The organism is Hamadaea flava (assembly GCF_024172085.1).
GTDB classification, from domain to species: domain Bacteria; phylum Actinomycetota; class Actinomycetes; order Mycobacteriales; family Micromonosporaceae; genus Hamadaea; species Hamadaea flava.
Genome location: NZ_JAMZDZ010000001.1, coordinates 1,740,507 through 1,766,834, shown reverse-complemented (window position 1 = coordinate 1,766,834; position 26,328 = coordinate 1,740,507). Strand labels below are relative to the sequence as shown.

At 69.2% G+C, this 26,328-nt stretch carries 25 protein-coding genes; 3 read left to right on the top strand and 22 right to left on the bottom strand.

The genetic code is table 11. The features are described 5' to 3' along the window. Positions 1–14 precede the first annotated feature (14 nt). On the bottom strand, positions 15–1,610 hold the full coding sequence (locus HDA40_RS08360) for an ABC transporter substrate-binding protein (RefSeq protein WP_253753647.1): 1,596 nt from the start codon (positions 1,608–1,610) through the stop codon (positions 15–17). Then, positions 1,610–2,818, bottom strand: coding sequence for a dipeptidase (locus HDA40_RS08355; protein WP_253753645.1), 1,209 nt, complete (start codon positions 2,816–2,818; stop codon positions 1,610–1,612). Before HDA40_RS08355 ends, HDA40_RS08360 begins: the two co-directional genes overlap by 1 nt. A gap of 249 nt (positions 2,819–3,067) precedes the next feature. On the opposite strand from HDA40_RS08355, the gene HDA40_RS08350 reads away from it, so the two are divergent. Both HDA40_RS08350 and HDA40_RS08345 read left to right on the top strand, forming a co-directional pair. Next, positions 3,068–4,066 carry an ABC transporter ATP-binding protein gene (locus HDA40_RS08350; RefSeq protein ID WP_253753643.1) on the top strand — a complete coding sequence of 333 codons (999 nt, stop codon included), beginning with the start codon at positions 3,068–3,070 and terminating at the stop codon, positions 4,064–4,066. Further along, on the top strand, positions 4,053–5,066 hold the full coding sequence (locus HDA40_RS08345; RefSeq protein ID WP_253753641.1) for an ABC transporter ATP-binding protein: 1,014 nt from the start codon (positions 4,053–4,055) through the stop codon (positions 5,064–5,066). Before HDA40_RS08350 ends, HDA40_RS08345 begins: the two co-directional genes overlap by 14 nt. A gap of 46 nt (positions 5,067–5,112) precedes the next feature. On the opposite strand, the gene HDA40_RS08340 is transcribed toward HDA40_RS08345, so the two are convergent. The 7 genes from HDA40_RS08340 to HDA40_RS08310 form a co-directional block, all read right to left on the bottom strand. Next, on the bottom strand, positions 5,113–5,619 hold the full coding sequence (locus HDA40_RS08340; protein WP_253753639.1) for a DUF1269 domain-containing protein: 507 nt from the start codon (positions 5,617–5,619) through the stop codon (positions 5,113–5,115). A gap of 195 nt (positions 5,620–5,814) precedes the next feature. Beyond that, a complete protein-coding gene (locus HDA40_RS08335) occupies positions 5,815–6,645 on the bottom strand; it encodes an aldo/keto reductase (RefSeq protein ID WP_253753637.1) in 831 nt (276 codons plus the stop codon). 87 nt (positions 6,646–6,732) lie between these two features. After that, positions 6,733–7,950: a hypothetical protein gene (locus HDA40_RS08330; RefSeq protein WP_253753635.1), complete on the bottom strand. Its 1,218-nt coding sequence runs from the start codon at positions 7,948–7,950 to the stop codon at positions 6,733–6,735. A gap of 48 nt (positions 7,951–7,998) precedes the next feature. Beyond that, positions 7,999–8,982, bottom strand: coding sequence for a CU044_5270 family protein (locus tag HDA40_RS08325; protein WP_253753633.1), 984 nt, complete (start codon positions 8,980–8,982; stop codon positions 7,999–8,001). Continuing rightward, on the bottom strand, positions 8,982–9,539 hold the full coding sequence (locus HDA40_RS08320; protein WP_253753631.1) for an RNA polymerase sigma factor: 558 nt from the start codon (positions 9,537–9,539) through the stop codon (positions 8,982–8,984). The genes HDA40_RS08325 and HDA40_RS08320 overlap by 1 nt, the downstream gene beginning before the upstream one ends. Before the next feature lie 104 nt (positions 9,540–9,643). Beyond that, positions 9,644–10,318, bottom strand: a complete 675-nt coding sequence (locus HDA40_RS08315; RefSeq protein ID WP_253753629.1) for a cytidylate kinase family protein — start codon at positions 10,316–10,318, stop codon at positions 9,644–9,646. A 6-nt stretch (positions 10,319–10,324) separates the two neighbouring features. Continuing rightward, positions 10,325–10,885 carry a TetR/AcrR family transcriptional regulator gene (locus HDA40_RS08310; RefSeq protein ID WP_253753627.1) on the bottom strand — a complete coding sequence of 187 codons (561 nt, stop codon included), beginning with the start codon at positions 10,883–10,885 and terminating at the stop codon, positions 10,325–10,327. A gap of 115 nt (positions 10,886–11,000) precedes the next feature. Between HDA40_RS08310 and HDA40_RS08305 the strand changes: the two genes are divergently transcribed. Further along, entirely contained in the window at positions 11,001–11,786 is a 786-nt protein-coding gene (locus HDA40_RS08305; protein WP_253753625.1) for an SDR family NAD(P)-dependent oxidoreductase, read from the top strand. A 55-nt stretch (positions 11,787–11,841) separates the two neighbouring features. On the opposite strand, the gene HDA40_RS08300 is transcribed toward HDA40_RS08305, so the two are convergent. From HDA40_RS08300 to HDA40_RS08240, 13 genes are all read right to left on the bottom strand, one after another. Then, the gene (locus tag HDA40_RS08300; RefSeq protein ID WP_253753624.1) at positions 11,842–12,168 is read right to left on the bottom strand and encodes a DUF1048 domain-containing protein; all 327 of its coding nucleotides are present in this window, start codon (positions 12,166–12,168) and stop codon (positions 11,842–11,844) included. A gap of 1 nt (position 12,169) precedes the next feature. After that, positions 12,170–12,526 (bottom strand): DUF1048 domain-containing protein, encoded by a 357-nt coding sequence (locus HDA40_RS08295; RefSeq protein WP_253753622.1) that lies wholly within the window; start codon positions 12,524–12,526, stop codon positions 12,170–12,172. Next, positions 12,523–12,849, bottom strand: a complete 327-nt coding sequence (locus HDA40_RS08290; protein WP_253753620.1) for a PadR family transcriptional regulator — start codon at positions 12,847–12,849, stop codon at positions 12,523–12,525. The genes HDA40_RS08295 and HDA40_RS08290 overlap by 4 nt, the downstream gene beginning before the upstream one ends. A gap of 162 nt (positions 12,850–13,011) precedes the next feature. Further along, complete coding sequence (locus HDA40_RS08285; protein ID WP_253753618.1) at positions 13,012–14,361, bottom strand: glycosyl hydrolase family 28-related protein; 1,350 nt, start codon at positions 14,359–14,361, stop codon at positions 13,012–13,014. A 154-nt stretch (positions 14,362–14,515) separates the two neighbouring features. Beyond that, a complete protein-coding gene (locus tag HDA40_RS08280; protein WP_253753616.1) occupies positions 14,516–16,180 on the bottom strand; it encodes an NAD-dependent epimerase/dehydratase family protein in 1,665 nt (554 codons plus the stop codon). Next, positions 16,177–17,478 (bottom strand): nucleotide sugar dehydrogenase, encoded by a 1,302-nt coding sequence (locus tag HDA40_RS08275; protein WP_253753614.1) that lies wholly within the window; start codon positions 17,476–17,478, stop codon positions 16,177–16,179. Before HDA40_RS08275 ends, HDA40_RS08280 begins: the two co-directional genes overlap by 4 nt. Before the next feature lie 22 nt (positions 17,479–17,500). Continuing rightward, complete coding sequence (locus HDA40_RS08270) at positions 17,501–18,379, bottom strand: glycoside hydrolase family 191 protein (protein WP_253753612.1); 879 nt, start codon at positions 18,377–18,379, stop codon at positions 17,501–17,503. A 5-nt stretch (positions 18,380–18,384) separates the two neighbouring features. Next, entirely contained in the window at positions 18,385–19,281 is an 897-nt protein-coding gene (locus tag HDA40_RS08265; RefSeq protein ID WP_253753610.1) for an NAD-dependent epimerase/dehydratase family protein, read from the bottom strand. Beyond that, positions 19,278–20,015 carry a sugar phosphate nucleotidyltransferase gene (locus HDA40_RS08260; RefSeq protein WP_253753608.1) on the bottom strand — a complete coding sequence of 246 codons (738 nt, stop codon included), beginning with the start codon at positions 20,013–20,015 and terminating at the stop codon, positions 19,278–19,280. Before HDA40_RS08260 ends, HDA40_RS08265 begins: the two co-directional genes overlap by 4 nt. 99 nt (positions 20,016–20,114) lie before the next feature. Further along, positions 20,115–21,548: a hypothetical protein gene (locus tag HDA40_RS08255; RefSeq protein ID WP_253753605.1), complete on the bottom strand. Its 1,434-nt coding sequence runs from the start codon at positions 21,546–21,548 to the stop codon at positions 20,115–20,117. Continuing rightward, entirely contained in the window at positions 21,545–23,083 is a 1,539-nt protein-coding gene (gene pelF, locus HDA40_RS08250; protein ID WP_253753603.1) for a GT4 family glycosyltransferase PelF, read from the bottom strand. The genes HDA40_RS08255 and pelF overlap by 4 nt, the downstream gene beginning before the upstream one ends. Continuing rightward, positions 23,080–25,242 carry an Agd3-related carbohydrate-binding protein gene (locus tag HDA40_RS08245; protein WP_253753601.1) on the bottom strand — a complete coding sequence of 721 codons (2,163 nt, stop codon included), beginning with the start codon at positions 25,240–25,242 and terminating at the stop codon, positions 23,080–23,082. Before HDA40_RS08245 ends, pelF begins: the two co-directional genes overlap by 4 nt. Positions 25,243–25,529: 287 nt before the next feature. Continuing rightward, on the bottom strand, positions 25,530–26,288 hold the full coding sequence (locus tag HDA40_RS08240) for an aminoglycoside phosphotransferase family protein (RefSeq protein WP_253763593.1): 759 nt from the start codon (positions 26,286–26,288) through the stop codon (positions 25,530–25,532). Positions 26,289–26,328 lie beyond the last annotated feature (40 nt).

The following is a 26,328-nucleotide window of genomic DNA, read 5'->3' as shown; positions in this document are numbered from 1 at the left end:
GGGGGTGGCCGTCCTCAGCTGGTCTTCTTGACGTTCGCCAGCGACTGCGGGTCGATGATCGACATCAGTTCGCTCGGCTTGACGATGAACCCCGTCCACTTGGCGCTGTGTGCGACGTAGAGGTTCTGCATGTACATGACGTTGTCGTACACGTTGTCGTGGACCAGCGTCGCCGCCTGCCAGACCAGGTCCTTCTGCTTGGCCTCGTCCGTCTCGGCCTGCGCCTGGGTGATCAGCGCGGACAGCGCCGGGTCGTCGACCAGCGTGTAGTTGATCGCACCCTTGGGCAGGTACGTCAGCGCCATGTTGGTCGCCGGGTCGTCCATGATGGCGAAGTTGCCGGCGTAGATGTCGTACTCGCCGGCCGCCGTCTTGGCCAGGTAGGTGTTGCGGTCCAGGCCCTGAAGGGTGATCGTGATGCCGGCCTTGGCCGCGGAGTCCTTGACCATGGACGCCCACTGCGACGTCACCGCGTCCTGCAGCGAGTAGATCATCGTGAGGTTCAGCGGGAACCTGCCGCTGCCGTCAGCCTTGTACCCGGCCTCCTGCAGCAACTGCTTGGCCTTGTCGACGTCGAACACGTACTCCTTGAGCGACGGGTTGACGAAGTCCTTGAGCACCGGCGGGATCGGGCTCGACCCGGTCGTCACGCCCTGACCCTGGAGGACCACCGTGCGGATCGACTCGTAGTCGACGGCGGCCGCGAGAGCCTGGCGTACCTTGAGGTTCTCCAGGGGCTTGCGCGACATGTTGTAGGTCATGTGGGCGTACCCGAGGCCGGGAACCTCTTCCACCGTGATGCCGCTGGTCGACTTGAGGTTCTTCACCTGAGCCGGGGGCAGCGCGTTGGCGATCGCGTCCACGTCGCCGTTCTTGAGCGCGAGGATCTCGGTGTTGACGTCGGGGTAGACGCGGAAGACGACCTTCGCCAGGGTCGGCGTGTTGTCGGGGGCGAACGGGTACGGAGTGACGCGCTCGAGCGTGTAGCTCTGTCCCTTGACCGCGCTGACCAGCTTGTACGGTCCGGCGCTGACCCAGGCGGAGTTGTTGGCGAACTTGGAGACGTCGCCCTGCTTCTCGAACACGTGCTTGGGCACGACGTTCATCCAGTAGCCGACCTCGGGGATGACGGTCGCGTCGGGCTTGCTCAGGTGCAGCTCGACCCGGGTGGCCGAGGCCGCCGTCGCCGACTCCACGTTCGCCAGCTGCCCGTAGGTGGTGTTGCCGGTCGGCTTGTACTGCTTGATCGCGTTGATCGTGTACGCGACGTCCTCGGCCGTCACCGGCTGGCCGTCGCTCCACTTCATGTCCGACCGGATGGTGTAGTAGCCGGTCTTGTCGTCGGCGTAGCCGTACTCCGCGGCCAGCATCGGCGACTTGGCGCCGTTCGCGTCGATCGTCAGCAGCCGGGGATACATGAGGTTGGAGACCCAGTAGTCCGTCCGGCTGTTGCCGACCAGGGGGTTGTAGTTCACCACGTCGGTGGTGGTGGCGATGGTCAGCGTGTCGCTGCCGGCGCCGCCCGTCTCGCTTGGCGCGCTCGGGCTACAGCCCACCACCGCGGCGAGCGGCACGGCGGCGACGCCGAATATGAGGGCACGTCTTCTCATCAGACCCAGACCTCCTCGAGGACCCGGATGGTGTTGCCGCCGACGACCTTGCGGATCTCGTCGTCGGAGTAGTCGTGCTTGACCAGCCATCCGATGATGTTGAAAAAGCATTCGGCCGGGTTCTCCAGGCCGTCGACGTACTCCACCTTCGGGAACTGCACGGCGCCGTGCGCCTCCTTGGTGGACAGGTTCGCCGCGAACGCGTCGTGCAGGCCGACGTGATCACCGAACAGCGTGTCTGGCCCGAACGTGACGTGATCGATCCCGATGAGGTCGACGCAGTGCACGAAGTGGTCCATCACCGATTCCAGGCTGTGGGCCGGGTGGGCGTGGGAGAGGGTCGTGTGCGGCGCGGCCTCCAGCCCCAGTACGCCACCACGCTCGGCGCACGCCTTGATGACGTCGTCGGGCTTCATGCGGTTGATCGGCCACACCGTGCGGGAGCCGCAGTGGGTGATGAAGACCGGCTTGGTGGAGTGCTTGACCACGTCCAGCGCGGTGCGGTCGCCGGAGTGGGAGATGTCGATGGCCAGGCCGAGCTTGTTCATCCGCTCGACGGCCTTCTCGCCGAAGTAGGTCAGGCCGCCGTCGCCGCGCTCCTTCAGACCGCTGCCGAGCATGTTGGCCTCGGAGTAGGCGATGCCGATCTGGCGTACGCCGAATCCGTAGAGCACGTCGAGCCGGTCGACCTCGTTCTCGATCATCGTGGCGGCTTCGAGGGCGAACACGTGCGCCACCCGGCCGGTCTCGTGAGCGCGGTAGATGTCCTTGAGCGTCTCGGCCTTGACGACGAAGTCCTGGTGGGCCAGGTCGGCCATGCGTACGCCGAGGTCGAACAGCACGTCCTGGTACTTCCAGCCGGCGTCGCTGGAGATGCAGCAGGTGCCGTCCATCCCGTTGTCGAACACGGCGGTCATGCCCGAGCGGGACAGGCCCTCGTAGCCGGTGGGTTCGCGGCCCTGGCGGATGTGGTCGCGCAACTGCGTCATGTCCTGCGGGAACACCTGCACGTGGTCGTGCAGCGAAATGACGATCTCCTCCCGCAGCAGACGCGTCGTGCGCTCCTTCTGGCTGTCCGAGAGGTCCAGCCCGGCGTACGGGGCGACGCGGCCGATCTGCTGGGCGTACGCGAACTCCTTGTAGTCCTTGCCGGCTTCCAGATAGTCGTACGCGGTGTATCCGGTGTAGCGCTTCGCCGGTTCGAGCATGAGTGACTTCCCTTCGTTTTCGGCCCGTCGCAGTGGTCCTTGGGGGTGCCAACCGCGCGAAACCGGTTCGACGCCGTAACAGACTCGCAATGATCCGGCGTGCTGTAACCAAGGGTTGCAATAATCCGGCGTAGAAGTCAAGATGTGAGTGAAGATCAGGCAGTGATCTTATAGAGGTGCAGGTCAGACCATAGCTCGCCCCCGGAGACGCTTCACGGGCCAGCGAGAGAGCACGGCGAGGAGGTGCCCATGACCGAACCGACCCCCACCCCGGCGCTGTCGGTCCGGAAGCTGTCGGTGACGTTCCACAGCCGCCGCGGCGACATCCCCGCCGTGGCCGACGTCGGCTTCGACGTCGCCCCCGGTGAACTCGTCGCCCTGCTCGGCGAGTCCGGATCAGGCAAATCGGTCACCGCGCGGGCCGTCATGGGTCTGCACACCGGGTCCGCCGAGGTCCGGGCCGACCGCATCGCGCTGTCCGGGACCGACCTGCGCACGCTGCCCGACCGCGACCTGCGCGCGCTTCGCGGCAGCCGGATGAGCATGGTCTTCCAGGACGCGCTGTCGGCCCTCAACCCGGTGCTGTCGATCGGCGACCAGATCGGCGAGCTGTTCCGCGAGCATCGCGACATGTCCCGGCGGGCGGCCCGGCAGCAGGCGACCGACCTGCTCGGCTTGGTCGGCATCCCGGCGCCCACCCAGCGGGTCGGCGACTATCCCCACCAGTTCTCCGGCGGCATGCGCCAGCGCATCCTGATCGCGATGGCCATCGCGCTGGAGCCCGAACTCGTCATCGCCGACGAGCCGACGACCGCGTTGGACGTGACCGTTCAGGCCCAGATCCTGGAACTGCTCGACGACCTGCGCCGCCAGCTGAACATGGCGGTCCTGCTGATCACCCACGATCTGGGCGTCGTCTCCGAGGTCGCCGACCGGACCATGGTCATGTACGCCGGGCGCATCGTCGAGGCGAGCACGACCGAACAACTGCTCGGCGCACCCGCCCACCCGTACGCCCAGGCGCTGCTGCGCTCGGTTCCGCAGGCCGGGCAGATCGGCGACGACCTGTACGCCATCCCCGGCACCCCGCCGGACCCGCGCCGCCAGCCCTCGGGCTGCCCGTTCCACCCCCGCTGCGACCAGGTCGTCGACCTGTGCCGCAGCGAACGGCCCGCACTTCGCTCGCTGCCGGGCGATCGTGCCGCCGCCTGCCACCGTGCCGAGGAGGTTATGCATGCCGTCGCCTGATCCGACGCCGTCCGCCGAGCCCTGGGCGCTCGAAGCGACCGATCTCCGCAAGACCTTCGCGACCGGCCGGGCCGGCCTGCGCCGGACCAAGGTCAGCGCGGTCGACGGGGTCAGCCTCCGGCTGCGAGCCGGCGAGTCGCTGGGCATCGTCGGCGAGTCCGGCTGCGGGAAGTCCACCCTGGCCCGGATGCTCGTCGGGCTGGAGAGCCCGGACTCGGGGAACATACAGATCGCGGGCCGGCCGATCGGCGACAACCGCCGCGAGCTGAGCCGCCACGTCCAGATGGTGTTCCAGGACCCCTACACGTCCCTCGATCCCCGCATGACGGTGCAGGAGCTGATCTCCGAACCGCTCACGGTGCACCGGATCGGCACCGCCGCCGAGCGTCGCGACCGGGTCGCCGAGCTGCTCCGGCTCGTCGGGCTGTCGCCCGAGATGATGGCGCGCTATCCGCACCAGTTCTCCGGCGGCCAGCGGCAACGGATCGGCATCGCCCGCGCCCTCGCGTTGGAGCCGCGCGTACTGATCTGCGACGAGCCGGTGTCCGCGCTGGACGTGTCGGTGCAGGCGCAGGTCGTCAACCTGCTCCGCGACCTGCAACGCCGGATGGGCATCGCCTTGGTGTTCATCGCGCACGATCTGTCGGTCGTCCGCCACATCGCCGACCGCACGGCCGTGATGTACCTCGGCCGCCTAGCGGAGACCGGCGACACCGCCGACGTGTTCGACTCACCGGCGCACCCCTACACCCAGGCGCTGCTGTCCGCCTCACCCGTCGTCGACCCCACCCGCCGCCGGCGTCTGGCCGACCGCATCGTCCTCGCCGGCGACCCGCCCAACCCCACCAACCCACCCTCCGGCTGCCGGTTCCACACCCGCTGCCACATCGCCGTCGCCGAATGCGCCACGACGCAGCCGCAGATGCTGAGCGTCGGCGGCGGCTGGGCGGCGGCCTGCCACCTCGCCCAGCGCGAACCGGCCGACAGCTCCACCTCCTGAGACGGATCTGCCGGGCCTGTCCGAAGGACAGACCCGGCAGCCGTCGTCACATCTCTCGCGCAGCCTCATCCAGCGCGCGGTCGATGTCCTTCGGATTCACCCCGAGTTCCTCCGCGGTCTCCCGCTCGGCTCGGGCCAAGGCGTTCTGGATCGCCTCCTCGACCTTGCTCTCGCCGACTACGACCAGACCTGCCTCGCCGGGTTCGATCAGATCGCCGAGCCGCTTGACCTCGGAGCGGGACATGCCCTTGGCGAGATGGCCGCTGACTGCTCCGGCGCTCGCGCCGACCGCTGTCGTGGCGAGGATGGCCGGTGGGAAGAGCAGGCCGACGGCGGCCCCGGCCGCAGCGCCCCACCAAGCGCCGTGACGCGTCGCCGTCTCGTCCTTGTTCTCGTGGATCTTGCCGTTGGTGTCTCTGGTGATGACGGCCGCGTCGTACGAGCCGATCAGCCCGGCGTCGTGCAGTTCCTTGACGGAGAGGTAATCGGCTCGGACCGCCGCCTCGTCGGGATACGTAGCAACGAGTAGAAATGTATCATTCTTCTGGGCCATGATCTTCCCTTCTTGTCACGCGAAGGTCGAGGTTCGGCCGTGATGCACGGCCTAGAACGGGAACGCATCCACCGCGTCAGCCGGCGGCGGATGCAGATGCTCCCTCGGTGGCAACGTTAGCCGACCTCGTCGCCGGGCGGTCGGCTTCGCCGACATTCCCGGCGGCCTTCCCTGCCGACCTCAGACCGGGCCCGGTCACCACCACTTGTGTTCTTGAGCCTGGTCGGTGCCGCTCGTCTGATCCAGCCCGTCGAGTACGCCCATATCCGCGGCCGACAGCACGAAGTCGAAGATCTGTGCGTTCTGGGCGATACGGTCGCGATGGGTGGACTTGGGGATGACCACGAGCCCGTGCTGCGCCGCCCATCGCAGCAGCACCTGCGCAGGTGTCCGGGCGATCCGCTGGGCGATCTCGGCCACCGTCGGATCGTCGAGGTAACGGCCGGTGCCCAACGGGCTGTACGCCTCGACCGCGACGCCATGCCGGTCGCACGCCTCGACCAGGCGCGTACGCCGGTGCCACGGGTTGAACATGACCTGGTTCAGGGCGGGTGGGACGGTGCTCGCCGCGACCACGGAGTCGACTTCGGCGGCGCTGAAGTTGGAGACGCCGATGGAGCGGGCGAGACCCAGCTCGCGGGTGCGTTCCATGCCCGACCACGCCCAGGTCGGCCCGCCGGCCGGCCAGTGGATCACGTACAGATCGACCTGATCCACGCCCAACCGGCGAAGACTCCGCCGCGCCTGCTCGACCGGGTCGTCGCCGCGCGGATGGAACTTGGTCGTCAGGAACACCTCGTCGCGAGGCACCTCGCTCTCGCGCAGCGCCTGTCCGACGGATTCCTCGTTGCCGTACGCCTGAGCGGTGTCGATGTGGCGGTATCCGACCTCCAGCGCCCACCGGACCGCGTTGACGCAATCGGGCCCGTTCGGCACCTGCCACACGCCGAGCCCGAGCACCGGAATCCGGTTTCCGTCGGACAACACACGGGTACGCCCGCCGTCCTGGTCTGCGATCGCGTTCATGAAATCCAGCACAGCATTCGTCGGCCCGTCCCGGTAGGGGTATCCGCAAGATGACGCATCCTGCGGATACCCGGTCGATGCGTGGGTTCAGTGCGCGGTGCGGGCGATGAACGGACGCATGGTGGTCTCGTCGCCGACCGATCCGACTGCCCACATCCCGCCGTCCGGGCTGGGTGCGAGCGCGCTGATCGAGGCCAGACCGGGCGCCGGAACAGCAGCCGGGATCCAGCCGGCCCCGGTCCAGCGGCGTGCGTAGGCCTCGTAGGTGTCGTCGAGCGGCGAATAGGTGTCACCGGCCGCCAGGACCATGCGGCCATCGGATGCGATGTCGCGCAGGTCGCCGCGCTCCTCCGGCGCGTGCGTATCGGTCCAGGCGGCGCCGTCCCAATGGAGGACGAGCGGACGGTTGATGTCCCAGCCGTACGGGTCGCGCTGGCCCCGGCCGGCGATCCACACGTCGTTCGCGGCGACTACGCGTACGCGGGCCACCCGTTGGATCACCATGGTGATGGCGGGCGCGGGGAACTGCTTCCAGCCGTAACCGTTCCAGTGCAGGATCAGCAGCTTCTCGCCAGTGGTGTCCTTGCCGGTGTAGTCGGTGCCGGCGATCCAGACATCCTGCCGTCCGCCCGCGTCGACGCTGCTGATGTCGAAGTTGTCGCCGAGCGCGGGCAGGGCGACGAGCTGCCACCGTACGCCGTCCCAGTGCTGCACGAAGCCACGGTCGTCGCCGGTCGTCCCGTCCCACGCGAACCCGGACAACCAGACGTCGTACGCGCTGATCGCCTTGATCCCGCTGAGGAAGTACCCGTCCGTGCCCGGGATCGGCACGGGCGTGGTCCGCGTCCACGTCTGGCCGTCCCAGCGCAGCACACCGCAGTCCGCCGCTGCCCAGACATTGCGGCGGCCCGACGCGCTGACGGAGTTGATACGCCCCAGGTTGGGAACCGGCACCTGACTCCACGAGGCCCCGTCCCAGTGCAGCGCCAGGGACGGAAGGCCGCCGGCGTCGCACTGGTCCGCCTCGGCGGCGGCGGGGCCGGCGATCGTCTTGTCCGGGACGGTGAAGCCGACGGCCCACGCGTCGTCTCGGCCGATCGCCGTGACACCGGTCAGGTTGGCGTGTTCCAGGACGGGCAGGTCAAACGGCTGCCACCGCGGCCCGGCCGACTCCTCGCCGCTCGGCGAGGCCGTGCCGGTGGAAATGCCGTTCCTCGGTGGGTGGCTCGACGCGGCCGGTGCGGCCGCCGTCAAGGCGACCGACACGATCGCCAGGACGCCCAAGGCGTGCCGTCCGATCGACATGGTGATTCCCTTCTCCTTTGTGGACATCGGTGCTGCGTTCATCAGTCGTCACCGGCTTCCTGGCTCGTCGACAAGGGTCACGATGAGCCGGAGCCGCGAGCTGACGAGCGATCCCGCCGCCGGGACCTGCTGGTTCGCCGGGTCGTCGGCCCACTGCTGCCAGGCCGCGCGCTTGTCCGCGGACAGCCCGGCGGGCGGCTGCGGACGCTGCTTCCGTACGCCGTCGCTCACCACGCGCTCGCCGAGGTACCGGTAGGTCGCCGGATCGAAGAGGATTTCCGGCGTACCGGGCAGCGAGAGCCCGACGGCGGGTTCCCCCACGACATCGGTCGCGGTGTCCACGCGGATGCCGGGCAGGGTGGCCAATGCGCGGTACAGAGCCGCCTGTACCGAGGGCGGCGCTCCCAGCGGCGAGTTCCACAGCAGCACACCGGCGTTGGCGAAGGCTCGCTCGCCGGGCGATCCGGTCGTGTTCGAGGACAGATCCGGCTGGTCGCCGAGGGCTGTCACCATCGCCGCGGGCTCGGTCGGCAGCCCCGCGAGCCGCTGCCACGCGCCCAGCGGCGTGTAGACCTCAGGCTCCGAACCGGCCGGTCCACTGACGACGACGATCCTGCCCCCGACCACGCTCGCGTCCTGCCGGCCGTCGAGTCGCTGCCACGCCTCACCTCGATACACCGGGTCCTTGCTCTTGGGGTCGTAGCCGGCGTACCGGTAATGGATCCACTGGTTCGGCTCGGGCGTCAGCGCCGGCAGCCCTTCCGCGGTCCACGCCGCGTTCGTCAGCACCTGCTGCGCTGCGCTCAGCTGGGGAGCCTGCTGCCTGCTGGGGTCGCCGGATCCGATGCCGCCCACGGCGACGACGGCGACGACCGCAGCCGCGCCCAGCGCCAGCACGGCGACCCGGAGCGGTGCCCGGCGTGGGCGTCGGCCACGTATTCCGCGGATCATCCGCTGCCGGCCGTCGGCCAGCGCCGACGGTGTGGGCGCGGGTTCGGCGAACACCCGCTTCACGATCTCGATCTCGTCCATCAGTTCTCCTTCAAGGGGTTCACGTCGCCCAGCACCCGGCGCAGTTCGCGCTTGGCTCGGTTGAGGCGGGAGCCGACCGTCCCGGCGGGAACGCCGAGGGCCTCGGCGACCTCCTGGTAGCTCAGTCCGCCCAGCGCGGTCAGGAACAGCACGTCACGGTCGGCCCGGGCCAGCCCTTTGATGGCGCCGGCCAGCCGCGGCCCGGCTCGCTGGGCCGCCACCCGCGCGGCCACATGGTCTTCGTGGCCGTCGGCGGCGTGCTCGGCGCTGACCCGGGACAGCGCCTTGAGCCGGCGTCCCTCAGCACGCCGGTGGTGGGACACGACCTTGGTCGCGATCCCGAAGAGCCACGGCTTGATCTCGCCGCGGTCGGGGTTGAAAGACGCCCGCTTCCGGAACGCGACCAGGAAGACGTCGGCGGTCAGGTCGCCGGCGGGTTCCCAGCCCAGCCGTCCGGCTATGTACCGGTGGATGTCCTCGGCGTATCGGTCGTACAGCGAGGTGAACCACTCGGGGTCGTCCCGGGCGAGGGGATGGGCGTCGGTGTCGACGGACATTGGCTCCTCCGTGGTGAGCGGTCACCCAGTACTCGCCCGCAGCCGCGATGTTCTTCATTCCGCGCGCGGATGCCACCCGGTGCCGGTCGCCGACGTATGTGCCGTCAGTGGGTTCGGGTCTCCCAGATCGGCCGAGAGGGCTCGTCGTTGCGCACGATGACGTCGGCGTGCTCGACCGGGCGGACCGTGGCGACATAGAGCTGCTGGGCAGGGATGTATCGCTCGCGCCAGCGCCGTTCGACGGCGGCCGGAGCGGACACGGGGCGCTCTCGGATCACGGCGCGATCCACGGTCTTCTCCAGGTCCGTCGACACGAAGACGCGTAGATCCCATCGGTCGTTCAGTTCCGGGCGCAGAAGGAAGACGCCGTCGAAGACCAGCACGGCATCCGCTGGCGCGGTCGTGACGGGCGGGGACAGCACGGTATCCGTGGTCCGGTCGTAGACCGCGGGCTGGAACCTTCGATCGCCGCCCGGACCGAGCGGATCGAGCAGAACCCGGTTCAGCGCCTCGTAGTCATGGGCGTCGAAGTAGCAGCCTTCGGCCGAGTACTCGCCGCGCGGATAGCGCTGTGCCCGGGGGAACAGGAAATCGTCGATCGTCGCGCGGATGACGTCGCGGCCCCGTTCGCGCAAGACGGCGGCCAGTTCGTCGGCGAGGGTGGTCTTGCCGGCGGCGGGCGGTCCGTCGACGGCGACCCGCGTCGGGTGCGCGACGGCGATGGATCCGACTGCCTCGGCCAAGCGGCCGAGCAGATCGCCGCGGGTGACTTGGCCCATCAGCCGTCAGCCGATGCCGTGGAAGAGCACGTCGAGGATTCGGGCGGCGGCCGCGTCGGGCTCGCCGCCGCCGGTCGGCCCGTGCGCGGTCTCGTTGATCAGCGCCAGGTAGACCTGCCGGGCCCAGGCCAGGTCGACCCCCGCTCGGATGTCGCCGGCCTGCTGGGCGCGCCGGAACACCTCGTCGCAGGCGGCGTAGACGGCCTGCTGCAGGCGGCCGATCTCCTCATTGGTGGCCGGCTGGCCCAGTGCGAACGTCCAGCCGGACTTGATGGCGAGGATGTTGGCCGTCGCCTGGTGCAACGCCACCAAGGGCGGCGCGGTCGCCGGGCGCGCGCCTTCGACCGCGCCGGCGATCTGCCGCCAGGCTGACTCCGCCAGCGCGGCCAGTAACGCGTCCCGGTTGGCGAAGCGCCGATGGACCGTCGTACGCGCGACGCCGGCCGCCTCGGCGATCTGCTCCAGGGTGGCCGCCGGATCTTCTTTGAGCACCCGTTCGGCCGCCTCCAGGATGGCCTGCACGCTGCGTTCGGCGTCCGCTCGAAGCCGCCGTCCCGTTGCCGTCACGACGGAGATGCTACACGACGCCACTGTTGCTATGAAGAACTGCAACACGATGTTGCGGTTAAGTCGACGAACGGCTACGTTGAATCGCAGTTACCCCTCCAGCTTGGGAGTTTGCATGGCACGCCAGACCGCACTGATCACCGGCGCCTCCTCCGGCATCGGAGCCGCCTTCGCCCGGCAGCTCGCCGCCGAGGACTACGACCTGGTCCTCACCGCCCGATCCGTGGCGCCGATGGAGGAACTCGCCGCACAGTTGCGGCAGGCCCACGGCGTACGCGTGGAGGTGCTCGGCCAGGATCTGGCTCAACCCGATGCCGCCCGCCGGATCGCGCGGGAACTGGAAGACCGGAACCTGGCGGTCGATCTGCTCGTCAACAACGCCGGGTTCGGCACCTGTGGCCGGTTCGAGCAGATCGACACCGACCGCGACCACGATCAACTGATGGTCAACGTGGTGGCGCTGACCGACCTCACTCACGCGTTGGTGCCGCACATGCTGCGCCGCGGCAGCGGGGCAGTGGTCAACGTCGCGTCCACGGCCGGATTCCAACCGGCGGCGTACTTCGCGGTCTACAGCGCGGCCAAGGCGTACGTGCTGAACTTCAGCCTCGCCCTGTGGAGCGAGTATCGCGATCGCGGAATCAAGGTGCTGGCACTGTGCCCTGGGCCCGTGGAAACGCCGTTCTTCACCGTGATCGGCACCCGCGACGCGGCCGTCAGCGGCCGGATGGTCACCCCTGAACTGGTGGTCGGCAAGGCGCTCAAGGCACTCGAGCGCAACCGCGGCTACCTGGTGCCGGGCCTGAGCAACTTCGCCAGCGCCCACCTTCAGCCGCGCCGCCCACGCAAACTGTTGGCGCTCGTCAGCAAGATGGTCACCCGCCGCGTCCTGACCGCCTGAGCCGTATGCCGGAAGCGCCGGCGAGCCAACCTGGCTCGCCGGCCTTCACGAGGTGTTACTTCCCGTCCGCGCCGGGCTTCGTGCTCAGGGACTCCTGATAGGCGTCGGCGTAGGTGCGCGAGTCCTTGATCAGACCGTCCGCGAAGGCGGCGACGTCGTCGCCGATCAGCTCGAGCACTCCCTTGCCGGCGACGACGCCCTCCTCGAAGAAGTCGACCAGCTCGGGGAGCAGACTCCCGTCCGCCAGGTCGACCGGTCCGACCTTGAAGAAGTACCGCTGCATTTCCTGGTAGACGATCTGGTAGTCGGGCGGGAGCGCCTTGACCCGGGCCACGTGCGCCCGCCACTGCCGCTTGCCCTCGATGATGTCCTGAATGCCCACGTCAGCCTCCCAGCCGGCCCAGTTTCCGGGCGACGTTCCGGTTCAACTGCTCGCGCCACCGGTCGCGATAGGTCCGAGCGCCCTTCCCACCGGCCAGCGCCGCGCAGAAGCCGGGGATGTCGTCGCCGAGCACCTCGCCGATGCTCAGCCCGTCCGCCGAAGCCTCCTCCAGGAGTCCCAGGGCGGCGTCGACGATCGGCGTCAGGTCGCGACCCGTGAAGCCCGCGTACGGGAAGAGGTTGCCCTTGATCTGTTCCCAGGCCGCCTGGTAGTCGGCCGGCAGCACCTGCGCCCGAGCCTCGAACGCCTTCCAGTCCCTCGTGAGGTCGCTGCCTGTGATCGTCTCCCAGAAGCTCATCTCCCGCCCTCCCTGAGCCTGTCGATGCGTGATGAGACGTACTGCCACTTCGCCCAGAACGTCGCCAGCTCCGTACGCCCAGCGTCGTTGAGCGCGTAGAACTTGCGCGGCGGGCCCACATCGGACGGCCGTTTCGTCACCTCGACGAGCCCGTTCCGCTCCAGCCGCAGCAGGATCGTGTACACCGTCCCGTCGATGACGTCGGCGAAGCCGAGCTCGTTCAACCGGCGCGTGATGGCGTACCCGTAGGTCTCCTCGCGGCCGATGATCTCGAGCACGCAGCCCTCGAGCGTGCCCTTCAACATCTCCGTCAGGTCTTCCATCGCGGCCCCTTCTTCGTCTCCGCGGTATCCCGTGCTACCGGGTACCACTATACGGTAGCACCAGATACCGCTATCCGGTAGTACCGAATAGTGGGCTGGTCGCGTGGGGCCGTCATTCCTCGTGGCCGGGCGACATCAGGCCCGGCCACGAGGCCGATTCGGTTACGCCGTGACGTCCGCGGTCGCCCAGGAGTCGCGGAAGGCGTACCGCTTGGGGTTGGCGTCGTAACGGAGGAAGGCCGTCCCGGTCGAGGCGCTCACCGCGGTCGAGGTGTGGTGGAACCGGCAGCCTTCGTAGATCAGCTTGCCGTTGGTGAGGGTGGCCCCGTCGGCCGCCACCACGTGATAGCCGCCCAGGACGCAATCCTGGTAGCGCACGATCGGCAGCCTGCCCGTGCCGCCGCCGGTGTAGCGGTGGAAGTTCAGGAATCCGGCCGAGTCCTGGATCGCGGCGACGTCGGAGCAGGAGGTGAAGGTGACGTTGCCCCGGTTCCAGTCGCAGTCGATGACCTTCTGCTCGGCTCCCTTCTTGGGTTCGAACCGTACGCCGTTGACGTTGAGACGCGCGTCGGTGATGTCGCCGTCGGCGGTGTTGGAGAGCGCGAAGTAGCGCGCGGGCGCGGTGCCGACCATCGACCACGAGCCGCCGAAGACGTTGATGGAGCCGCCCCGGTCGAACTTGAGCAGGTCTCCGCCCGCCAGGGCGAAGTTGCAGGACAGGAAGAAGTAGTTGAGGAACTGGTCCTGTTGTTTGCTCCCGGCCGGGTTGGTCACGCCGCAGTGCAGGAACGCGTCGGTGTACGCCGAGACGGTGTCCGTCGAGCAGAGCAGGAAGTGGTGCTCGCTGTTGTTGTTGGCGTACTTGTCGCCGTCGAGCCCGATGACCCGGTTCCACTTTCCACGCCATTCGACGTTGCGGTAGACGAAGTACTGGTTCTGCCCGGCCCCGTACTGCGGATACACCGAGTCGCCGGCGACCGAGATCACCGACCAGTAGTACGCGAAGTTGTTGTTCGGATTGGTCGAGCTGACGCTCATGTCCTCGAACGTGGTGTAGCGCAGGCGTACCGCCGCGGTGATGAGATTGTTCTCCCGCGGGTCGGCGTTCGCGGCGAACGTGGTGTCGAACGTGATCGTCGTGACCCGTACGCCGGAGCCGCGGTAACGCAGGCCGAAGACCTGGTCGGCGGTGCCGGTGGTCGGGGACCACATGAGGGTGTCCTTCTGCGTGATGCGGTAGTTGCCCGGCGGGAAGAAGATCTCCTTCTGCGCCACGCCGGAGGCCCGGCCGGCGATCGCGGCGGTCACCGCTGCCTTGATGGCCGCGGAGTCGTCGGTCACGCCGTCGCCTTTGGCCCCGAAGGTCTTCACGTCCACCGTGTAGACCGAGGGGTCGGTGTTGGCGGCGGCGGCCTCGACGCCCAGCAGCGCGGCGGCGCTCGCACCGCCGACCGCGCCCAGCCCGAGTGTCAGGGCCCGGCGGCTCAAGCCGCCCCGGTCCTCGTGTCCCATACAGATCCTCCCCAAGTGGAAAATGATCTGTACAAAGTAGACGCCGGGAATCTCCGCACACAAGATCGTCGATCAAGAGCGGCCCGCGTGTCTGCGCCGGGAGCGCGCTGCGTGCGCTCCCGGCGAGACTCGCCGACCGGACGTGCCCGCCGACTCACAGCTGGGAGAGGGCCCGGTCGCTGACGAACACCTCCAATCCGAATTGTTCCGCCCGCCGGGCGGCGAAGGCGGCGAGCCCGTCGCTGTCGGCGTAGTCGAGCGCGTACAGGTCCAGTTCCAGGTCGGCCAGGCCCTCGGCGATCTGCGCATGGTGCTCCAGCACGTCCTGCGGCCACGGGGCGTACCCGTCCTCGACCCACCGCACCGAGAAGGACTCGAAGAGCACCCCGTCCACCAGTTCGGCGAGTTCCGGCAACATGCCGAAACCCCGGTTGGCCAGGATGTACGCCGAACCGGCCATCGCCCGCATCGCGGTGATCAGGGAGATCAGATGCGGGACGTCCTCCGGATAGGTCAGCTCGACGTTGAGCGTGTCGAGGAACAGACCGTCGAAGCCCATCGCCAACGCGGTGTCCGCCTGGCTCAGGACATGGTCGACCCAGCCGGGATGATCGACGTGGACGAAGTGGCCGCCCCAGTCCGGGTTGCGGTCGTCGCGCTGCCAGGGCGCCGGTGGGCCCTGGTCCTCCGACAGCGACAGGTACGCCAGGGTGCGTACGCCCCGCTGGCCGAGGTAGAGCAGATCACGGGCCCGGTAGAAGTCTGGTTGCAGCACCACTGTGCGGTATTCGGTCAGCCGGTCGAGTTGCCCGTTGCCGTAGTAGAAGGCGATCGGCTTACGTTTGCGGCCTGGCCGCATCCATGCCGCGTACCAGTCTCGGGTGCGGATGACGCCCTCGGCGAGGGAGACCTTCGGCTCGTAGCCCGTCAGCCGTCGCAGCAGCGACAGGTCGGGCCAGCGGCGGCTCACGGATCCCGACGGCGCGGGCTCGGCGTGGACAGTGGCGGTGTGCCCGGTCGCCTCCAGGACTAGCGCCGCCAGATCGACGATCTTGGTGGTCTCGGTGTCGTTGCCGATGTGCACGATCCGCCGGCTCGCCTTGGGGCTCTCCATCAGCCGCAGCATGGCCTCGATCGCGTCGTCGATGTAGCAGAAGGCGCGATACTGGTCGGCACCCGGGACGGCGAACGGCTCCTCCCCGTTCACGGCTCGCATCAGCATCTCGGGAATGACGTGGTCGCTGCCCATGCGGGGCCCGTATACATTGTGGAACCGGCCGATGACCAGGTCGAACCGCTTCGCGGAGGCGGCGTGGAGCAGGGCCGCCTCGCCGAGCAGCTTGCTCGCGGCGTACGCGAACCGCGGCGCGGCGATGTCGGAGATCATCAGGGGAACGTTCTCGGCGGTCGGGATGCCGACGACGCCCGCTTCGACACCGCCGGCGTACACCTCGCTGGTCGAGGCGAAGAACACCCGGCCGTCCTCTACAGGGTGGATCCAGTCCAGCAGATTCATCACCGTCATGGTGTTGACCCGGATGACCCGAGCCGGATCGCGTTCCACATTGCGTACGCCCACCACCGCCGCGAGCAGGTAGACCTGATCCCAGCCGTGCTCAAGGTCGGCCCACGCCTCGGCCGACGTCAGGTCGGCCGAGACCACCGTGACCGCCGGATGCTCGCAGACGGCGGTGAGATCCTGGTCGTGGCGGGCGCGAGAGAAGTCGTCGACGATGCAGACCTGGTGGCCGTCGGCGGCGAGCCGGCGGGCCAGGTGCAGCCCGATGAACCCCGCGCCGCCCAGAAGCAGTGTCCTCATGCCGGCGCCCCCACTCGATAGCCGAGCCCGGCGTATCGGATGCCCGCCGCCGTCAGCGCCTTCTCGTTCAGGACCCGCCAGGAGTCGTAGACCAGCTCCGGCTGCCCGTAGGTGACCACGTCCTCGACGCGCAGCGCGCGATAGTCCGGATGGTCGGTGACGACCAGAACGGCGTCGCTGTCGCTGAACGCCTTCTCCAGACTGATCGGCTCGCCGCCGAAGGCCCGGATCACCTCTGGGGTCACCATCGGATCGTGCCCGAGCACGGTCAGCCCAGCCTCGCGGAACACCGGAATCATCGTCGCGATGGGCGTGCCGCGCATGTCGTCAGTCGGCGGGGTGCCCTTGTACGCCCAGCCCAGCACGGCCAGCCGCTTGCCGGCCGTGGAGCCGTGACGCTCCGCGAGGAGCTCCACCACTTGGCGGGCCACGTGCAGCGGAAGGTGTTCGTTGAGCTCGCGCGCCCGGTCGATCAGGAACGTCCCCTCGCCGGCGGAGCTGGCGAGCATCAGGTACGGGTCCTTGGACAGGCAGCCGCCGCCGACGTATCCAGGGCGGGACAGATCCGGCCTCGGATAGCCGACGTTCGCGGCGTGGATCAGCTCCAGCGGATCGATCCCGTGCCGTTCGGCGATCAGCGCCACCTCGTTGCCGAAGGCGTAGATCAGATCGGTGTGGCAGTTGTTGGCCAGCTTGACCATTTCGGCCACCTCAAGGCTGGAGACCGGCACCACGACGTTGGCGAGCTGTCCGAACACCTCGACGGCGGCGGCGACACTGCCGTCGTCGAGGCCGCCGACGATCTGCGGCAACTCGACGAGCTCCCGCAGCGCCTGGCCCTGGATCGTCCGTTCCGGCGCCATCGCCAGCAACGGGGTCTCCCAGGTGGCGGCGAGGATCGGCAGGACGACCCGCCGGCAGGCGCCGATCGGCACCGTGCTGCGCACGACCACGAGCGTGCCGGGTGCACACCATTCGGCGACGTCGGCGGTCGCGGCGGCGACGTTTCGCAGGTCGGGCTCGTGGGTGAGCGGATCCACGGGCGTCGAGACGCAGATGACCGCGGCGTCCAGCCCGTCCCGGGGCAGCTGCCGGCCCACGAGGATGCGGGTGCCGGCGTACCTGCGGAGCACCTCGTCCACGCCCGGCTCGTAGATGTGCGTCCGGCCGCGGGCCAGCTCGTCGACGACGTCCGGCTGCACGTCCACGGCGTGAACGGTGTGCCCGGCCCGGGCGAGCGCGGCGGTGAGGGTGAGCCCGACATAGCCCAGCCCGATGATCCCGATGTTCTTCGGCACTTTCCAGATCCTCCTACAGTGATCAGCAGCTGACCCCGATGCGGTCCAGCTCGCGTACGCCGACATAGCCGGCGAACTGTTCTTTTCGGTAGCGGGTGCACAACGCCTGGACGTGCTCCGGCTTCACCGCGTAATCGACGGCGAGCACGAACTTGCCGCCGTCGCGCAACGCCTTCACGTCGGCGAGGTTCTCGGCGCAGTAGCGCTGCTCGCAGGGCACGTCGGTGGCCTGATAGAAGAGCTCTTCGACGCCGACACCGTCGATCGCCTCGGTGTAGCCGCCCTGGTGACGCAGTTCCGGCGAGTTCTGCGGGACGATGCGGAACCCGGGGCGGTGAGCCTTCGCGTACCGGCTGATGCGCACGACGAGGTCCGCCATCGCCCGCGCGAGCCGTCCGCGATCCCATCCCGGTACGCGCGCGAGGTCGATCTCCTCGTAGGCGAGCGGGGTGTCCAGATAGGCGCCGTCGAACCCGGCCGCCAGCGCCCGGTCCAACCGGGGCCGGACGACGGTGTCCCACCAAGCCGGTTCCCAGTAGCGGCCGAACCGCTCGCCGGGCCAGTCCGGCCACTCGTTGAGCAGCAGCCCGCGATCCTGCACGGCCGGGAAGTCGGGCCGGAAGTTCTCGATGCTGCCGATCTCGAAGTAGGCCAAGGCCGTCGTTCCGGCGGCCCGGAGCGCCGCGATCTCGTCGGCTCGGAAGTAGCCGGTCGAGTTGTCGCGAGCCAGGTCGATCACGGCGTACGGTGGTCTGCGGGCCGCGATCTCGTCGAGCCTGCCACCCGGATAACCCTGCAACTGGTAGATCCAGCCGCTGTCGGCGGCAGCCGAGGTGGCCGGCGGCTCGCCGCAGCCGCTGGCGACCAGGGTCAGCGTCAGCACCACGACGGTGGGACACATGCCTTTCATGCGCCGGCCGATCCCGCCCACAACGCCTTGAGCGACTCATCCAGGTCGTGCGCCGGTCGCCAGTCCAGAATCGACCCGGCATGGCTGATGTCGGCGCAGGTCCAGCTCACCTCGGCGGAGCGCGCGGAACTCGCACCGGTCTCCTTGATCTCACCGGTGAACCCGGCCAGGCGAGCCAACGTCTGGACGGCGGCCCGCGTCTGCACCGCCCGGCCGCTGCCGACGTTGAGCACCCGGACCGGCAGCCGGGGCGCGAGGAGCGCGGCGACGACCGCACTCGCCACGTCGCGGGCGTCCACGAAGTCGCGGTACGCCGACAGCGGGCCGAACGTCATCGACGTCCATCCCCCCGAAACGGCTTGGCGCAGTTGCGTTGTGGCCCGTCCGAGCAGGCTGGCATCGCCTGACCCGGTGCCGATCGGGTTGAACACCCGCAGCGTCACGCCGTCGACTCGTCCGGCGGCGGCCGCCATGGACACGAGGTGCGTAGCCGTGAGGTGGCTGAGCCCGTATGCGCCGACCGGCTGGGCCGGATGGGTCTCGGTGACCGAATGATGGAACGGGATCGGCCCGTACTCGCCGGCCGAGCCGAGGCGTACCAGGCGGATCGGCGCGTTCGTCACGGCGATGGCGTCGAGCAGCTTGGCCGTGACGACGGTGTTGGCGAGCACCAGGTCGGCGAGGTCCCCGTCCAGCCGCCCGGTGCAGTTGACGACGGCGGCTGGGCGCTCGTCGTTCAGCAGCCGCGTGATGTCGCCGACCGAGGCGGTGATCAGGTCGCACCGATCGCGGCCGGGACAGCTGACGTCGTTGAGCCGAGGGTGGTCCAGCAGCGCCCGGTGCACGTGACCGCCGAGAAAGCCGGACGCGCCCAGCAGCAGGATTCGGTTCATCTCGCCTCCACCAGCGTGCGAACTGGTTCGGGCAGCAGCAGATCCTGCAACTTGGCGAAGTCCCGGTTGGCCACGTCGTAGTCATCGGGCCGGCCGATGTCGAGCCAGAAGCCGCCGAAGTCGTAGGTGGCCGGGAACAGCCGCCGGTCGATGAGGTCGAGGATCAGCCGGTCGAAGCCGAGCGCCTGGCCGAGGGCATACGGCTGCAACGTGTCGCGGGACATGCCGTAGACGCCCATGCTGACCCGATAGGTGAACGCCGGCTTCTCGGTGAATCCGACGACTCTGCGGTTCTCCAGGGTCAGCACGCCGAACTCGATGTGGGTCGTGCGTGGTGACGTGGCGACGGTCAGCGGAGCACCGCTGCGTTGGTGGGTGGTGAGCAGATCGGCGTAGTTCAGGTCGGTCAGCACGTCGCCGTTCATCACCAGGAACGTCTCGGGGAGCCGGTCCCTGAGCCCGAACAGCGGTCCCACTGTGGACAGTGGGCTGTTCTCCTCGGCGTAGTCGATGGTGATGCCCCAGCGAGACCCGTCCCCGGCGAACGCCCGGATGAGCCGGCCCAGGTGGTTGATCGCGAGGGTGGCCGAGGTGAAGCCGGCGCCGGCCAGCTGGCACAGGATGATGTCGAGAATCGAATGGTTGTCGCCGATGGGTACCAGAGGTTTCGGCAGCACGGTCGTGTATGGCAGGAGCCGGGTTCCCTTACCGCCCGCCAGGATCACAGCGTGCACGGCGGACCTCCTTCGTCGTGTGCGGATGAGCCGTGTGCGGTTGAGTCAGGTGCGGATGAGTCGCGTACGGCTGAGTCGTGTGCGGATGATCGGACGTCGTCACCGGTGCCCCCAGACCTGGCCGATCCGGCGGTACGCGGCGACCAGCGTCAGGAGCAGCAGAAGGGCCGTCGTGGCGGCGAAGACCTCCGCGGCCCGAGCCGCCGAGCCGCTGCCGGCCGCGGCGGTGAACGCGACCAGGCAGCCGAGCAGACTGACGCACAGCCACGCCTGCCGGCCGAGGTTGGCGAGCAGGAACGTCACGAAGTACGCGCCGGCGAGCAGCACTGACGCGGCCGACATGGCCAGGACCGGCGGGCTGAGCCTGCCGGCGACGGCGAGTGCCGCCAGCAGCCCGGCCGCGAGCAGGCCGACGCCGGCCAGGCAGGTTCCCAGCCCGATCAGCATGAGCCGGCCGGCCCTGGCCGCGAACTGGTCGGGCCGCCCCACCTCGGCCAGCAACGCGTGCGCGCGGTCGCCGAAGCGATGCGCCTGCCATTCCACGATGCCCATCCCGGCGACCACCGGCAGTGCGCCGAGCGCGATGACCAGGTCGCCGGACAGCAGATAGGCCTGTGGATAAAGGAAGTAGGCCGCCGTCAGGGCGGTGAACGCCACGACCAAGGTCAGCCGGCGGAGGTTCATCCGGATCATCGGCCACAGTGGCGGCTCGGGCCGGGCCTCCGGATGCGTCGTGGCGTGCAGCGCGGCGCCGAGGGTGAACGCGACCGCCGTCATCGCGAGGACCACCGCCGGCCCGAGCAGCCGGGGCCCGACGGTCAGGCAGAGGATCCCGGCCAGCGCGGCGGGTGCCATGGCGGCGAAGATCCACTGCTCGTGCCGGTAGAACACCAGCGTCGTCACGCTCATCTGGTATGCCGTCAGCCCCACCGCGAGGATGATCGCGCCGCCGTTCCGCCCGACGACGAGTGCGCCGAGCAGTCCGCTGACCGGAAGCGAGGCCAGCGTCGACCACCGCAGAATCCGCCCGGCGGACTCGGGCCGGCCGACGCCGACGAGGTGATATCCGAGCCACGCCGCGCTGCCGCTCAAGACCCAGCTCACCCAGCCGACCAGGAGGACACCCCGCAGGAGCGCGTTCGCGCCGAGCATCGTCAGCACAGCCGGGAAGATCGCCGTGGGCAGCAGGTACAACGCCCCGTGGCCGAGATCGCGGGCACCCCGGACCAGCGCCGGGGGAGCGGGCCGCTCGACCGAGGGCGGCGGACCGGCCCGGCGAAAGACCTCCTCGGCGAGCGCGAACACGTCGGCGTAGCCGAACTCCACCCGCGCCACCCGGTCGGTCACGCCGTCGGTCTCCAGCCAGGCGGCGATCTGCAGCGGGTCGACCGCGCGTACGGCGACCGCGCGGCTGCGCTCCACCAGGTAGTCCACCGGATCGGACCCGCTGATCCGTGCCAGCACGGAGCCGACGTCGGCCGTGGCGTCGTCGGCGGCCTGGCGCGCCCGCGGCATCAAAGCCCCGGCGCTCATGCGACCTCCTCGATGTGTGCCAGCGGCACCCGGCCGATCACGCGTAACCGGGTCGCCGGCCGGACCGTGGCGACGGGAAGCTGACGCTGTTGTGCCGCGACAGCCGGATGCGGCTGCGCCACCAGCGCCTCGTATACCTGCCGATACGCGTGCAGCGAATCGGCCAGCGTGAACCACTGCGTGACCCGTTCCCGGGCCGTCCGCGCCATCCGGCGCCGCAGCCCGTGATCGGTGAGGAGCTTCGTCAGCGCGTCGGCGACGGCCAGCGGGTCACGCGGAGCCACGACGAAACCGGCGTCGGCCACCGCCTCCGACACGCCGCCGACGTTCGTGCAGACCATCGCCCGGCCGCACGCCATCGCCTCGACGACCGCCACCGGGAAGCCCTCGGAGATGCTGGTCAGGGTGACGACGGTGCCCGCGTGGTACGCCGTGACCGGCGAGTCCACCGAACCCTCGAACGTGACCCACCGGGCGAGCCCGAGGTCTTCGGCCAGCTGCCGGCAGCTCGCCGCGTACGCCTCGTCACCGGGACCGGCGGCGCCGAAGATGCGCAGCCGGGCGCCCCGAACCCGGGTACGCACGGTGGCGAACGCCCGGATGAGCGTGTGCACGTCCTTGAGCGGATTGATCCGGCCGAGGTAGACGACCGTCGGCTCGGCCGGTTCGCCCTCGGCGACCGGGAACTGATCGAGTTCGACGCCGTTGTACATGGTCCAGATCCGGTCCGGGTCGGCGCCGAACTGATGCTGCCAGCGCCGGTTGTAGTCCGAATGCGGGGCGAGCACGTCCGAGATCAGGTAACCGGCCGCGGCCAGCGAGCGGAAGAACCCCAGCAGCAGTGTCCGCACCGCGGGCGGCGCGTCGCAGTCCATGTACTCGAGATACCGCTCACGCAGGTAGATGCCGTGCTCGCTCATGACGACCGGGGTGCCGTCGCGCCACTTGGCGGCCATCGCCACCAGCATGCTCAACCCGTTCATGGAGGCATGGACGAGATCGCAGCGCGGCGGCGCGGCGGCCAGCGGACGCAGCAGGTGACCGAGGACGTCGGCGGCGTACGCCGCCTCGGCCAGCTCCAGCTCCCAGCCGCGCAGCTTCCGGGCGGCGTCGAGGAGCTGGCTGATGGACTGGTTCGTGGTGACGGCGGCGTACGGGTCGCCGCCGGCCGTCGCGAAGTCGTAGACCGCCCGCAAACCCAGCAGGAACCGGCTTTGCCACACCGCTGTCGCGCTGGAGCGGATCTCCGGTGGCGTCAGCATCGCCGCGAGCAGCGTCTCGTACGCGGCGGCGAACCGCTCGGCCTGGGCGCCGGCCGGAGCCCGCCCCGGCCGCCTCGAGCCCCAGACCGGTATCCGGTGCAGTGCGTCGAGGTTGGCCGGGGTGCTCCACAGCGGTCGTTCGGTGCCGTCCACGGTGAGTGCCACCATGTCCCACCGGTATTCGGGGAACCCGCGGATCAGCTGGTCGCACCAGGTGCTGACGCCGCCGACCGCGTACGGGTAGGTCCCCTCCGAGACGAGCGCGATCTTCATAGCCGGGGCCGCATCGACACGGTGAGCGGCGTGTTCGCCGCGAGCGTGAGCTGTGCCGAGACGTCGTTGCCGTAGGTGGTGGCGCCGGCGGTCTGCGCGCCGCACAGCGTGAGGGTGCCCGCGGTGGGCGACGTCAGCGTGACCGTGACGGTCGCGGCGTCGTAAACGGCGTCCACACCGGCTCTGAGCTGCGCGAAGTGTGCTGTGCGGGCCTGGGCGTAGGCGGCCAGGGCGGGCCAGCCAGGGCTGAGCACCGGCACGGAGTAGTACGAGCTGTACTTGGCCAGCAGCTGCTGGGCCCAATCGGTGAGCAGCGTCTGGCCGCTGCCGTAGTCGCGCAGATTGCCGATGTGGAACGTGGTCGTGTAGGACGACCCGGCGGCGAGCCGCAGCAGCGCCTGATCGGTCTCGTACGCGATGATCTGGCTGTAGGTCAGGTTGGTCGACCAGTACGGGAACTTGCCGTTCGGCCCGTAGAACGAGTTGTAGAAGTAGGTCTCCTCGTCGGGCGTGGTCGAGAAGTACGCGATGTTCGTGGGCCAGTCCGGCACGATGCTCAGGTTCGGCGCCATCGGATGCGCGATCACGCAGTTGAAGCAGGGCGGCTGGTGGCTCGGGAACGACATGTTGCCGTGCAGGTACTTCACCCCGAGATCGGTGGCGGCGCGCAACAGGTCGGGGTTGGAGGCGTTCAGCCCGAAGTCGGTGGGCGGGTCGACGTCGTTCGTGGCGTCCGGGTTGTAGACGCCCAGACCCGAGTACTCGGGCGTCTTCAGCACGGTCCGGTCGACCGGCAACCCGAGCCGCTGGGCGACGGTGAGGTTCTGGCTGATCTCGGCCACGTTGGTGGCGTACGGCGTGGAGTTCATCTTCGGATGCGTCAGCGTGTGGTTGATCCACCGGAAGTTGTTGCGCAGGCAGCGGGTGGTGGAGGTCAACCGATTGATGCCCCCGGTGGGGTAGCACTGGGAAGCGGCCGTGAGGTTGGCGTCGCCGCCGTTGATGGCCATGCCGAAGGTGAGCTGCGAGGCCAGCGGATAGGAGCTGCGCAGCCCGGTCTGCCGGAGGTACGCGTTGTACGCGTCGTGCCCGCTCATCTGGTAGCCCGGGTCGCTGTTGAGCTGACCGTTCGGCAACATCTCGTCGGAGGTGTTGAACCAGTCGTCCACGTCGATGTTGAGGTAGTGGCGCTGATCGCCGAGGAACAGATCCTTGCTGGCCCAGCGGAACAGGCCGTAGGTCAGCAGGCGGGCCTGCAGCAGGTACTGGTTCGAGGTGAACGTGAGGGTCATCCGCTCGCGTCCGTCGGTGGAGGTGCTGCGTACGCCGACGACGTCCGACCCGATCTGCAGCACCGGCTGGGCGGCGCAGCCGGCCGCGAGCTGGTTGCGATACACGTAGGACTGCAGGATCGGGATGTTCGCGGCCGGGTTGAGGTAGTCCAGCGCGGCCGCGCCGTCGGTCGTCAGGGTCGCGGTCAGGGCGGTGTCGCCGACGCTGCCCTCGGTACGCGCGCGCAGGCAGTAGTCCTCCGGCCAGCTGCCGTAGCTGCCGTAGAGCGAGACCTGGCGAACCCCGTAGTCCCGCTCGTACGCCCACAGCAGGTTCCACTCGTCGCCGGTCAGCCCGGCGGTGTATCCGCCGCCGTCGGAGTACAGGAGCATCGTGCTGGTGAGCAGGATCGCGTTGTACTTGCCGGTGCCGTCCGGCCGCACCAGCGTCGTGCCGGCCAGCGGCGTGGTCGCCGTGTAGAGCACGTCGTACGCCGCGCCGACCTGGTCCAGCGTCGAGGTCCATGTCGGCACGCCGAAATCGTCGCTGGTGGTGGCGACCACCAGCGCGCGCAGGGCGACCTTCGCGGTGGCCGGGGTGGCCAGCGTCGACGCGCCGGCCTTCGGGCTGACGCGAGCGGACTTGTCGAGCTTGACGGAGCCGCCCTTCTTGGGCAACGGGTTCGGGGCAGGCGTCTGAGGTGCGGCGACCGGCGGATAGCCGACGATCGACGGCGCGACGACCGTCGTACCCGTGGGGGACTTCGGGCGTGCGGCACCGGGGCTGGCCGTCGTGGACACGATCGCCAGCGCCGCCGCGATGGCCACGGTGAGCCATCGGGCCGCGTGCCGGCGCGGACGAGAAATGACTGCACGGCTGAATCGCACCGTGGGCTCCTTCGAACATGGATGAGGACGTTCGTCGGGCAGCCGCCATCGCACCCATGACTGGGTGGGGCGACAAAACTCCCGAGACACGCAAATAGGCAAGGTCGGTCGGAAGACGATGCTGTCAGACAGCTCGGACGAAACGTCCGAACAATTCCGAGGGGTTACCTATTCGTACGAACTTTGGTCCGCACCCGACGCCCTGGCACGTTCTGGCACGTTTGCGCAGCCTGACTCGTGTCACGCCCGTGACACGGTTCGGCCGAATGCCTGTCGTGCCAGGCGTCCTACATCTGGGCTCTCAGCACGTCGATCTCGCAGCCGGGCGCGTTCGGGTCGAAGCCGTGCTCGGCCAGCCAGCGGATCGCCAGCAGGCAGCGCATGGACCACCACGCGCGGATCAAGTCGCGATCGGCGTCGCCGTAGCCCGCGAGCACATCGTCCAGGCGTTCGGGATGTCCGAGGGTCAGACTGGCGAGGTCGAAGAGGGCGTCGCCCGGAGCGGCCTCGGACCAGTCGATCACGCCGGTGATCGTGTCGCCCTCGGCGAACACGTGGGCCACGTGCAGGTCGCCGTGCGTGAACGCCGGGGTCCACGGCCGCAGCACGGTTTCGGCGATCCGGCGGTTGTGCGTGACGACGTCTGCGGGAAGCACGCCGGTGGGAAGCACCTCGTTGGCGAGGAGCCACTCGCATTCGTCCTCGAGGTCCGCGGCGAGCTTGTCGACGCTCCGGCCGGGCCACGGCGGAAGCGGTGCGTCATGCAGCGATCGGAGGGCGGCTCCCGCCGCCGCCCAGGCCGCCGGGGACGCGGTCGACGGCTGGCCCAACGTGCCGAGGGTGGTGCCGCGAAGGGCAGCGAGGGCGAGCACGGGCGGCTTTCGCCACAGGATCCGGGGAGTCGGGATCGGCGCCAAGGTCATCGCCTCGACCTCGGCATCGAGGCGCGCCCGATCGGCGTCGATCTTCAGGAAGACCTCGCCGACCCGCAAGGTCGCGCGCTCGTCATGCGCGATGACGACTTCGACCTCATCCACGGCGACCATTGTCCCGGGGATGCGACCCGGCGTCGCCCGGTTTTCGCCT